The organism is Roseibium sp. JB4-4 (assembly GCF_055693425.1).
Genome location: NZ_CM146333.1, coordinates 4,956,488 through 4,967,374, shown reverse-complemented (window position 1 = coordinate 4,967,374; position 10,887 = coordinate 4,956,488). Strand labels below are relative to the sequence as shown.

At 57.5% G+C, this 10,887-nt stretch carries 10 protein-coding genes; 8 read left to right on the top strand and 2 right to left on the bottom strand.

Annotated elements, in window-relative coordinates; genetic code table 11:
• Nucleotides 1-58: 58 nt before the first annotated feature.
• A complete protein-coding gene (locus ACZ1HV_RS23285; RefSeq protein ID WP_472716457.1) occupies nucleotides 59-1,060 on the top strand; it encodes a DUF1402 family protein in 1,002 nt (333 codons plus the stop codon).
• A gap of 27 nt (nucleotides 1,061-1,087) precedes the next feature.
• Here ACZ1HV_RS23285 and ACZ1HV_RS23280 read toward each other — a convergent pair whose 3' ends face one another.
• Nucleotides 1,088-1,726: an MBL fold metallo-hydrolase gene (locus ACZ1HV_RS23280; protein WP_472718495.1), complete on the bottom strand. Its 639-nt coding sequence runs from the start codon at nucleotides 1,724-1,726 to the stop codon at nucleotides 1,088-1,090.
• 344 nt (nucleotides 1,727-2,070) lie between these two features.
• Here ACZ1HV_RS23280 and ACZ1HV_RS23275 point away from each other — a divergent pair, with 344 nt between their 5' ends.
• From ACZ1HV_RS23275 to ACZ1HV_RS23245, 7 genes are all read left to right on the top strand, one after another.
• Nucleotides 2,071-3,189: a DUF1176 domain-containing protein gene (locus ACZ1HV_RS23275; protein ID WP_472716456.1), complete on the top strand. Its 1,119-nt coding sequence runs from the start codon at nucleotides 2,071-2,073 to the stop codon at nucleotides 3,187-3,189.
• A 692-nt stretch (nucleotides 3,190-3,881) separates the two neighbouring features.
• Nucleotides 3,882-4,124: a cold-shock protein gene (locus ACZ1HV_RS23270; protein ID WP_472718494.1), complete on the top strand. Its 243-nt coding sequence runs from the start codon at nucleotides 3,882-3,884 to the stop codon at nucleotides 4,122-4,124.
• A gap of 160 nt (nucleotides 4,125-4,284) precedes the next feature.
• Nucleotides 4,285-4,809 carry a GNAT family N-acetyltransferase gene (locus ACZ1HV_RS23265; RefSeq protein WP_472716455.1) on the top strand — a complete coding sequence of 175 codons (525 nt, stop codon included), beginning with the start codon at nucleotides 4,285-4,287 and terminating at the stop codon, nucleotides 4,807-4,809.
• Nucleotides 4,806-5,654, top strand: a complete 849-nt coding sequence (locus ACZ1HV_RS23260) for a 23S rRNA (adenine(2030)-N(6))-methyltransferase RlmJ (RefSeq protein WP_472716454.1) — start codon at nucleotides 4,806-4,808, stop codon at nucleotides 5,652-5,654. Before ACZ1HV_RS23265 ends, ACZ1HV_RS23260 begins: the two co-directional genes overlap by 4 nt.
• A gap of 94 nt (nucleotides 5,655-5,748) precedes the next feature.
• Nucleotides 5,749-6,195, top strand: coding sequence for a cytoplasmic protein (locus tag ACZ1HV_RS23255; protein WP_298812407.1), 447 nt, complete (start codon nucleotides 5,749-5,751; stop codon nucleotides 6,193-6,195).
• Between the two features lie 28 nt (nucleotides 6,196-6,223).
• A complete protein-coding gene (locus ACZ1HV_RS23250) occupies nucleotides 6,224-6,877 on the top strand; it encodes a ribonuclease T2 family protein (protein WP_298985418.1) in 654 nt (217 codons plus the stop codon).
• A gap of 47 nt (nucleotides 6,878-6,924) precedes the next feature.
• On the top strand, nucleotides 6,925-7,572 hold the full coding sequence (locus ACZ1HV_RS23245) for a glutathione S-transferase family protein (protein ID WP_298962610.1): 648 nt from the start codon (nucleotides 6,925-6,927) through the stop codon (nucleotides 7,570-7,572).
• Between the two features lie 109 nt (nucleotides 7,573-7,681).
• Here the strand turns inward: ACZ1HV_RS23245 and ACZ1HV_RS23240 are convergent, their stop codons facing one another.
• Nucleotides 7,682-10,861, bottom strand: coding sequence for an efflux RND transporter permease subunit (locus ACZ1HV_RS23240; RefSeq protein ID WP_298985419.1), 3,180 nt, complete (start codon nucleotides 10,859-10,861; stop codon nucleotides 7,682-7,684).
• Nucleotides 10,862-10,887 lie beyond the last annotated feature (26 nt).

The following is a 10,887-nucleotide window of genomic DNA, read 5'->3' as shown; positions in this document are numbered from 1 at the left end:
GCTGCCGGGTTCTGTTCGGCGAAACATTAACAACAACGTCAATCGCAGAGCGATCACAATGTGCAGGAAGACCGGCCCGCTTAGGTTCTCATCCAGACTGGCGACAGGATGCCTTGCATTGGCGTTGCTAATCAACCCGGTGTCGACACACCTGATGCCAATTGCCGAAGCGCAGGCGCAGTCCGTGCGCGCGGTCCCTGAAGGCAACAGATACAAGTCCCAACCCAAGATCCCATTTGCTTCCTCCCGCCGCACCAATGCGTCCAAATCCAGCTACGATGCCAAGTTCAACAAGGTTTTGTCGGTTCTCAAGCGTGACCGCCGGCTGCTAGGCTCCATAAAGCGGGTGTCCAAGCGCTACGGTATCGACCCGATCCACCTCATCGGCGCGATTGTCGGCGAACACACCTACAATTACGACACACTCGACAGCGCTCAGTCGTACTACGTCAAGGCGCTTGCCTATGCCGGCATCAGGTTCGAGTTCGAATTGAATGGCGAGCATGTCGACACTTTCGTTGAACGGCCACAGTTTGAGCGCTGCAACAAAGACCACATTCAAAAGAGCAGCGACCGGCGCTGGTCCTGCTATGAGAATGTCTGGAACAGCAAGTTTCGTGGCCGCAGGGTTGATGGCGTTCGGTATCCGAAGAAGAACTTCAATGAAGCATTTTTTCAGCCGCTGTTCTCAGGTCAGAGTTTCGGACTGGGTCAATTGAGCCCGCTCACCGTTCTCAAGATGACCGACCGAGTTGCCCGTCAAAGCAATTATCGCAAGCTCGAGGCTTCCAAGCCGAAAGAAGTCTATAAGGCAACCATGGATCCGAATATCTCGCTCCACTACATGGCGGCGATCATTCAGGACGCGATTGCAGCTTATAAGTCCGTAGGCAAAGTCGACATCTCAAACAATCCGGGTCTGACGGCAACTCTCTACAATCTCGGCGACCCCTGGAGTCGAGCTGCCAAGTTCCGCAGAACCGGTAGATCCTGGCCCCGCGAGAACTATTATGGCTGGCTGGTCAACGATCGCATCGATGACCTTCGGGCTTTGCTCTGACAACCCGGTTTTGGGCAGCGCAGCCCATTAGGTCAGAAACGGATTTGTTTCCCGTTCCTGTCCCAGTGTCGAGGCTTGGCCGTGACCGGGCAAGAACGAGACATCGTCACCAAGCGGCAGCAGTTTTTCCTGAATGGATTTGATCAAAGTCGCGTGATCGCCTCCAGGCAGATCGGTTCTGCCGATCGATCCTGCAAACAGCACGTCACCGGAGATGGCAAACCGCAGTTCCTTGTCAAAGAAAACCAAGTGACCGGGCGAATGACCCGGACAATGCAGTACATCGAATGTTCGCCCGGCAATGTCGATCTGATCCCCTTCGACCATCCATCGATCCGGCATAACCGGTTTGACGCCATCCACACCGAATTGCACGGCCTGATCGGAGATCCTGTCGATCAGTGGCTGGTCAGCTTTGTGAGGGCCTTCAACGGGCACTTTCAACGCAGCAGCAAGATCGGCTGCGCCACCCACATGATCGATGTGGCCGTGCGTGAGCACAATTTTTTCGACGCTGACACCCTGCTTTTCAATTGCAGCCTGAATGCGCTCGACATCGCCACCAGGGTCCACCACAGCACCCTTCATTGTCGCCGGATCCCAGATCAGCGAGCAGTTCTGCTGAAACTGTGTAACGACGATTACCATGACCTGGATCGGCGGCATCTCATCACCGTCCTGGCCGTCGGGTCCATTTTCTTCTTGCGACAAAACCGCCTCCTCTCGTGAAACCCAAGCTCCGGCATTATAACTAATACGGGACAACACAGGCCGTTATTAGGAATATGATCACAAGCGGCTTCACCTTGCCGCAAGCATTTCGTACAAGAAGACAAGACCGCTGAGAAGACGGCAGCCACAATCGGGTATCCGAACCATATGAAGCGAAGACTATTAACACTGCTGATAACAACGGCGGCAGCCCTTGTCCCCGCCTCGGCGGGAATGGCGCAGCCCGGCAGAACGCCCCCAGCTTTGAAGGCTGGACCGTTGACTGCGGCAATACCGGTGTGTGTTTTGCGTCTTCCTTTACCAGGTCTCAGTCCGTCTGGGTGGATGTTCGGATCGTTCGCGATTGGCAGGCCGAGGCACAGCCATTGGTGCGTCTGACAACCAATACCGAGCTTCCTCAGGACGGAACATTGCAGTTTGAAGTTGATGGCGGCGTTATCGAGGCTCTGCCGATCGAGCAACTGCGCGAGATGCAAACCGCGGTGACCCCACCTGCGGGCTTCCGCCCGCTAGGCGGTGAAGGCTTCTGGTATCCGACAGGCCCTGCCACGGTGACCTTGCTGGAGGCCATGCGTTCCGGCCGCGAATTGAAAATTCAGTTACCCCCCGTGGGAGATGCAGAGCCGGTTGCCGTTCCAGTTCCCCTGCAAGGCCTGAAGGCAAGCTTGCTCTGGCTCGACAATCGGCAGGACCGTACCGGTACCGTTGCCGCAATCATCTCAAAGGGCGATGAACCCGCCAAGGACGCACCGCATGCTGTCCCTGTCGTCAGCGCGGATCAATTGCCGCCGGAAGTCGCCGCCGTTTGGTCTGCCAACAGGCTCTGCTCTGAAATTGACCCGACAATCTTCGCCAGCCTAAACGCCGTTCGTGTGCCTCTTGAAGACACGGCATCGCTTTACATCATTCCCTGCGGCGCACCCACCGCCATCAACAGTCCCTATGTTGCCGTCCTTTCCGGCAAGGACGGAGCCGCGCGCCAGGTACATGTTGCCCGCATGTCTGAAAAGGGGCCTATTGCGTCGGATCTGATTTACAATGCCAGGTGGATCCCGGCAGATCAGCAACTTGTGAGCTACTTTAAAGGCTCCGGTGTCGGCGAATGCGGGCTCTGGAATCGGTGGAGCTGGAATGGAACAGGGCTGGTGCTGCTGGAAGAAGCGACACGAAAAACCTGCGACGGAACCCCCGGACTTGTCCAATTGGTCAAACACCTGGCCGGCCAAAAACGCCCCAAATTAGGCCGTGGACCAAGGAATTTCTTGCGATTTTGCCTCTCTCGCCCTTATTATGATGACGCAGCGGCTGGAGAGGGATGTGGCAGGTGTGTTTCAGCCCTATCCCAGAATGTTGAACAGACGTACCGGGTGCGTCTTGGCGAAGTGACTCGACTGTGAAGGCGGGTGAGATTGGGTGTGATGTGTCAGTGCGGCACAGAGATTAAGGTGATTTAGTAATGCACGATGGCGATTCGGACCGGCGGTCGCGTGGTCGACGCGGCGGCAAGCGCGAGTTTGGCGGTCCGCAAGACTTCGGCAGTGATTTTGGCGGAAGCGACTTCGGTGGCGACTATGGCGGTGGCCGCAGTGGAGGTTACCGGGGCGGACGCGACAATGATTCAGGTGGCGGCTACGGCCGCGACAACAGGGATGGCGGATATGGCGGCGGCCGCGGCGGATACGGCGGCGGCGACCGGGACGGTGGTTATGGCGGCGGAGGCCGAGGTGGCTACGGCGGCGGTGGCGGAGAACGCGAAGGCGGCGGTTACGGCGGCGGACGTGGCGGTTTTGGCGACCGTGACGGCGGCGGTGGTCGTGGTGGCTACGGCGGCGGCGCTGGCGGTGGCCGCGGCGGATATGGCGGCGGCGGCCGTGGTGGTTATGGCGGTGGCGGTGGCGGTCGCGAAGGCGGCGGTTACGGCGGTGGTGGTCGTGAAGGCGGCGGTTACGGCGGCGGCCGGGACGGCGGCTATGGCGGTGGTCGCGGCGGATACGGCAATCGCGAAGGTGGTGACGGCGACGGCTTCCGTCAACAGCGTCCTCGCAGGGACGACGCCCCTGTTGAACGCGGTCCACGCCAATCCGGTACGGTGAAGTTCTTCAAGACGGACAAGGGTTTCGGTTTCATCACACCTGATGAAGGCGACGCGGATGTGTTCGTCCATATTTCAGCTGTGGAGCGTTCCGGTATGGCCTCGCTGGACAGCGGGCAACGGATTTCCTTTGAAACCGAGCCCGACCGGCGCGGCAAGGGACCGAAAGCGGTGGACTTGCAGGTCGTGGAAGAAGACGGCGGTCCCTCGGAAGAAGACAGCACACCTGTCGAGGAGTAAGCCTCCAATCACGGTGTGACTGCACTGGTGAGAACGGTTTCTAGGGCGCAGCCTTGCTGCGCCCTTATCGTTTTCCTGCATCAAGATGCGCGTCTTCAATGATTGCAGGTGCCACTCCTCGAAAGCGCACCCCTGGCAACTCATGTGACAAGAACCAATAATGAACAATGAGAACAATACGGTCCGGGTTCGTCCATTTCTGCCCGGAGATCTGGCAACTCTGCTGCCACTGAACAATGCTGCGGCGCCGGGTGTCAGCGCGCTGAGCGCAGAAGCGATGCTGGACCTGATCAACAACGCATTGATCAATATCGTCGCGGAAATCGACAACGTGCCAGTCGGCCTGCTTTTATGCCTGGGGGATGGTGCTGACTACGGCAGCCCAAACTATATCTGGGTAAGCGAACGCTATTCCAATTTTGCTTATGTAGACCGCATCTTTGTTGACGAGACGCTGCGAGGCCGAAGAATCGGAGACGCGCTTTACGCGGAGCTTCTCCGCCACTTCGCCGGGACGGGCCGTTCGTTCCTGTGCGAAGTCAATGAACGCCCACCGAACCCCGGTTCCCTGAGGTTTCACGGACGCCTCGGTTTTCAGGAAGTCGGGAAGGCAGATCACGGAGGCACTGCTGTTATCTACATGAAACGAGATCCGGAGCCTTCTCCCGGGGAAGGTGCTCAATGAACTACCGTCACGCCTATCACGCCGGCAACATCGGAGATGTGCTCAAACACATCGTTTTGACCAGGTTGATCGTCTATTTCCAGCGCAAGGACAAACCTTTCCGGGTTCTGGACACGCATGCCGGCATTGGCCAATACGACCTGAAATCTACAGAAACTCTCAAAACAGGCGAGTGGCAGCAAGGGATCGGGAAAGTTCTCGCGGCCGATGCTCCTGCTTCGGTCGCACCCCTTATCGCTCCCTGGCTCGACGCAATCCGCCACCTCAACCCAAGTGGCGACCTGACGGTCTATCCCGGGTCACCCAGCCTCACGCGGCAAATGTTGCGAAAGACTGACCGGCTAAGCCTGACCGAGCTGCATCCGGCCGATTTCAAAACACTTTCTGCGCACTTTGAAGGGGACTATCAGGTCAAGACCATTCACCTGGACGGCTGGATGGCCATGGGCAGTTTTCTTCCGCCAAAAGAAAAACGGGGCTTTGTGCTGGTCGACCCGGCATATGAAGAGACCGATGAATTCGATCGTATGACCCAAGCGGTTAGCAAGGCCTATCGGAAATGGGCCAGTGGGACCTATGCGCTCTGGTATCCAATGAAGGATGCAAAGGCGATCAACCGAATGCACGAAGCTTTTGAATTGTCCGGTATCAGGGATGTGCTCGCAATTGAACTGAATGTCGGGAAAAGTGGCCCTGATACCCGGATGCTCGGATCCGGAATGACTTTGATCAACCCGCCATTCACTCTTGCGGATGAAATGCGCACTGTGCTGCCGTGGCTGTGTGACATTCTGCATCAGGGGCCCGGCACAAGTTGGCAGGTCAATCAGTTGATCGCCGAATAATTGCACCGCAGGGCACTTTTGCTCCGATCGACGCTTGACGTTGAACGTCTGCTCGCCCATCGTCTCCACTCAGTTTGCCTTCGGAGTTATTGCCGTGCGTATTGCCCGTTCCGCCCGTTTGATCCTGTCCGTCCTGACCGCCTGTGCAAGCCTGGCCACGCCTGTGATTGCCGACGAACACCGCGCCTACTTTTCCTTTGGCGGTGAACCTCGCCTGCCGGATTGCACGGCTGGTTCCGTTCAAAGCGCAGTTGCCGGTTCCGTTGCAAAGGCACGGAAAGACTATTATGGCGGCCGCACCATTCTCAGCATCGAGGAAATCACGGAAGTGGCCTACCGGGCCAACGATGTCAGCCCTCTTGCACGCCGTTTCTGCCGCGGCAAGGCAAGCCTATCTGACGGCAGCTATCAGTCCGTCCATTACATGGTCGAAGAGCATGCCGGCTTCGTCGGCGTAAGCTGGAACGTGGAAGCTTGCCTCGCACCATTGGACAAATGGCGCGTCTACGGAGCATATTGCAGCACCGCGCGTCCACACTGACGCAAAATCCCGCGGCAAAGGACAATCCATGGCGCTGATCAGCCGCGCATTGAGCTTTTGTGCATGTCTGATGGCAGCGAGCCTACAGTCGGTCTCTTCGCTCGCCGATCAGCCGGGCGACTTCGACTTCTATGTCCTTGCGCTGTCCTGGTCGCCCACCTACTGCAAACAGGAAGGTGAAGACGCGAACCCTCATCAATGTGATGTCCGCAACCCCTTCCGTTTCGTCGTGCATGGCCTATGGCCTCAATACGAAAACGGTTATCCGTCCTCCTGCCCGGGCGTACGCCAAAGGATAGATCGGCAAATCGCTGTTGAAATGGAAGATATCATGCCCAGCCATGGGCTTGTTTTCCACCAGTGGCGCAAGCACGGCACATGCTCGGGTCTGGAGCCAGAGGACTATTTCGGCCTGACCCGTGAAGCCTATGAAAAAATCACTATTCCGGGCGCATTTGAGAAGCTGAACAAGCGCGGCAAGGCAGCACCGGCAACGGTTGAGAAGGCTTTCAGACTTGCCAACCCGGGCCTCAAGGAAGACGGCATGGCCGTCACCTGCTCAAGGGGCGAGTTTGAAGAAATCCGCATATGCCTGACCAAAGATCTCGCATTCAGGTCCTGCGCCGCTGTCGACCGCAGAGGTTGTCGCTCCGGTAACCTCTCTGTTCCGGCGCCGCGCTAACCGCACCCGAAAACGCGCCACCTGTCCAATTCTAAGGAAACATCGTCATGAAATTGCGTTCTTCACCGCCTTCACCGTTTGGCCGGAAGGTGAAACTGGCTGCGGCAATCCTAGGATTGAAGGACAGGATCGAGATGGAAGACGCGAACACCGCAGACCCATCCGACAGTCTTCGCAGCCAAAACCCGCTCGGCAAGATCCCGGCACTGATCCTGGACAATGGCGATGTTCTCTATGACAGCGCCGTTATCGTGGAGTATCTGGACCATCTGGCTGGTGGCGGTAAACTGCTGCCCCAGGGCGATACCCGTTTCACCGTTCTTCGCGACCAGACACTGGCTGACGGCATTATGGATGCAGCCCTGCTCAGGGTTTATGAAAAGCGCTTCAAGGATCCAAAGTACCGGGATCCTGCCTGGGACGCCTATCAGGGGGCAAAGGTCGAGCGTGGCCTGGCGCATTTTGAAGCCAAAACGCCCCCTGCCCCATCTGCTGCAAACGATGTCACTGTTGCGTCCTTGACGCTCGCCTGCGCGCTTGGATATCTCGACATGCGCTTTAATGGCGATTGGCGGTCAAATTATCCGAACCTGGTTGCCTGGCTAAGCGCCTTTGAAAACGCTGTCCCCGCATTCGCTGATACGAAGCAACCCGCTTCGCCGGTTCCCGACAACGCTCCGGCCCTTCTGCAATAAAAGGCTGTCAGACTGGAAGCAAACCAGGTTCGGTGCCTGATGCAAATCGGCACAACGGACCGGAGGTCGGCGGGTAGATCGAACGCTGCCCACCAACGCACCGACGGAACTATGTTCCTCTGCCGGACAAAGGGCGCCGGCCCCGGATTTTCAAAAGCCGGCGTCCGCTTGAAACAGATTGTCCGAAATCGCTTTGCAACGCCAGAAGTGTGGGCACCAGCAGGATCACGAGGAAAAGGCCGACCCCAAGCCCATAAGCCAGGGTAATAACGGTCGGCTTCAGGAAGAGCGCCTGACGACTCGTTTCAAACAGCAGCGGCGCAAGTCCGAAAACGGTCGTTGCCGTCGTCAACACGACTGCCCGCAAACGATCACAGACCCCTTGCACCAAAGCCTGACGGAACGGATGGTTTTTGGCGTACTCGTCGATTGTCGTGACAAGCACGATACTGTCGTTGATGATGATACCGGACATGCCGATGAAGCCAACCACGGAGAACATCGACAGCGGCAGTCCGTGCAGGTAGTGACCCCAGAGCATACCGATCGCACCGAACGGGATGATGATCATGATCATCAGCGGACGTGTCCAGCTTTCAAAAATCCAGCAAAGCGTCAGATAAATTCCTGCCAGGCAGAGCGCAAATCCCAGCATGGCATCCGACAGGAAGGACCGTTCCTGTTCCGCCAGACCGCTCATCTCGCTTTCCACATCGAAATCCGATGAGAGTTGCGGCAACAATTCGCTTTCCAGAATGCTTGTGACCCGCGCCGCTGCCTCCGGATCGTCTTCCGAAACATCGCCGGTCACCCTCAAAGTACGAAGACCATCGCTGCGCCGGACAGACGCAAATCCGTAACTGCTCTCCACATTGACGATTTCACTGAGTGAGACATAAGTGCCCGAATTGGTGCGAATGCGAGTGCTGGAAAGAAACGATGCGTCGGTTTCGTCATCGGGCATCAGGACCTTGACCTTGGCAGTCCGGCGACCGACGGGGAATTCCGCAACTTCAATACCTTCCAGCCTGTTGCGAAGCATCTGAGCAACGTCATCGGTGGTGAAACCCAGTGCTTCCCCACGTGGCGTCAGCGTCAGGCTAAGTTCGGGCTTGTCATAGGCGAGCGTATCTTCAAGTGCACTCACCCCTTCCATCGGGGCAAGCGCCTGTTTCAGGAACTCAGCCGCCGCTTTGAGGTTTTCAGTGGAAGATCCATAAAGCTTGACGTCAATGGCGTCCCCGCCGGGTCCGGACCGCTCCCCTCGCAGGGCCAGGGTTTCAAGAAGCGGCGGCCGCCGGATTTCTTCACGCCAGTCTCCAATGAACTGAAACGCGGAGTATGGCCGCAGGTCCGGATCCAGAAGTTCGATGGAAATGCCACCGAGCTGGTCGACGTCCTTGGAATCGGCACCGCTCAAACCGCGCCCCGCAGTTCCTCCCACCGTCGAAAGTGCGAAGCTAACCGGCTCCGTACCATACTCCTCTTGATACCGCGTATTCACGACATCAAGTGCTCGCTCCAATTCAGCAATCATCGCTTTGGTGTCTTCGCGTTCCGACCCAGGCATCATGGCGATGCTTGCAGACACAACTGCCCTTTCCGGCGCGTTGAAGAAGCGCCACCTGACACTGCCATCGACAAACAGCGTCAGCGACAGCAACAGAACCATCACTGCAAAACCGATGACGGGGTAGCGAACCGTAATCAACCAATCGACAAACCGTCGGAACAGGTTCTCGCGAAACCAGACAAAGCCGCGGTTGAACAACCGGTTCGGCAGATCGTACCAATGAGTCTTTTTGCTCGCTGACAAGGCGTGGTTCATATGAGCAGGCAGGATCAGGAAGCTCTCGACGAGACTGGCAACCAGTACAACTGCGACGGTAAACGGGATGTCCGCAATCAGCGTCCCGAACCTGCCGCCGATCGCGATCAGTCCGACAAAAGCAATCAGGGTGGTGATTGACGCACTGAAGACCGGAGCAGTCATCCGGCGCGCTGCAAGACTGGCAGCTTCTGCGGGCGGGTACCCGCGCCTGTGCAGGGAATCTGCGTGTTCACCAACCACGATCGCATCATCCACGACAATGCCGAGACAGATGATCAGCGCAAAGACAGAAACCATATTGAGCGTCAGGCCAAACGCATACATCAACCCGATGGTTGCTGCCATGGCAACCGGTATGCCAGCAGCGACCCAGAACGCCGTTCGCGAAGACAGGAAAAGAAACAGAAACGCAAGCACCAGCGACAAGCCGAAAGCACCGTTCTCGATCAGGATATTCATCCTGTCGATAATGTTTTGCGAACGGGTCCGGGTCAGTTGAACCTTGACGCCTTCCGGCAGGGTTTCCTGAAATTCTGCGGTGATCCGTTCAACATCCCGCTGAATGGAGATGGTGTCGCCCTGAGCGCTTCTGTCGACCCGCAGCACAGCTGCCGGCATGCCTTTGTGATAGTAGGCACGGCCGCTTTCCACGCCTTCCGTCACGATTTCCGCAACGGAACGCAGTTGCAGCTTTTCACCCTGAGAAGGTGCCTTGAGGACAATTTCGCCAAGGTCCTGCTCGCTTCGCCGCGTCTGGCCCGTCCGGAGCCGCGCACCGCCTCCGCTCACGTCACCTGCAGGCGTGGTTTCCATTTCCGCTTCAACGACATCGGCGATCTCGCGCAGGGTCATATCGTGGCGGACCAGCATGTCCTCGCCGACATTCACCCTGATAATCGGATTGGCCAGTCCCTGAATGGACACCCGCGTTACGCCCTGGCGGAAAAGGGTGGTCTGCAAGTCTTCCGCGAACCGGGCCAGCTGGTCGATATCCACCGGCCCGAAAATCACGACGTCTGTCACCCTGTCGCGATAAACGCCACGTGTGACCACCGGCTCCTCGATACCCTCAGGCAAGCTGGAACGGGCCTGGTCGACGGCGGCCTTAACATCGTCGGTCGCCTGCCCCATGTTCCAGTCGTCTTCGAATTCCAACTCGATGCTGACAGTACCTTCACGGGCAACGGACGTTGCCTCATCCACGCCATTGATGGCGAGAAGCTGAGGGCCGAGTATTTCCACGACGGATTGATCGAGATCTTCCGGCCCGGCACCAGGCCAGTTGATCTCCACGTCGACTTCTTCGCGTACAAAATCGGGAAAGAACTGGGTTCTGATCTGCGTACTGGCTGCTATTCCGGCCAAAAGCATGAGGAGCAGCAACAGGTTTGCTGCCGTCCGGTGGCGCACCATGTAATCCAGAAACGACGCAAATCTAGGTCCACCGGGTGAACGCATTTCAGATCACTCCACTCAAGTCATCA

What these genes read in the sequence shown, in the direction of transcription:
- ACZ1HV_RS23285 (WP_472716457.1), top strand. Translation starts at nt 59, where the DNA reads ATGTGCAGGAAGACCGGCCCGCTTAGGTTCTCATCCAGACTGGCGACA.
- ACZ1HV_RS23280 (WP_472718495.1), bottom strand. Translation starts at nt 1,726, where the DNA reads ATGCCGCCGATCCAGGTCATGGTAATCGTCGTTACACAGTTTCAGCAG.
- ACZ1HV_RS23265 (WP_472716455.1), top strand. Translation starts at nt 4,285, where the DNA reads ATGAACAATGAGAACAATACGGTCCGGGTTCGTCCATTTCTGCCCGGA.
- ACZ1HV_RS23260 (WP_472716454.1), top strand. Translation starts at nt 4,806, where the DNA reads ATGAACTACCGTCACGCCTATCACGCCGGCAACATCGGAGATGTGCTC.
- ACZ1HV_RS23250 (WP_298985418.1), top strand. Translation starts at nt 6,224, where the DNA reads ATGGCGCTGATCAGCCGCGCATTGAGCTTTTGTGCATGTCTGATGGCA.
- ACZ1HV_RS23245 (WP_298962610.1), top strand. Translation starts at nt 6,925, where the DNA reads ATGAAATTGCGTTCTTCACCGCCTTCACCGTTTGGCCGGAAGGTGAAA.
- ACZ1HV_RS23240 (WP_298985419.1), bottom strand. Translation starts at nt 10,861, where the DNA reads ATGCGTTCACCCGGTGGACCTAGATTTGCGTCGTTTCTGGATTACATG.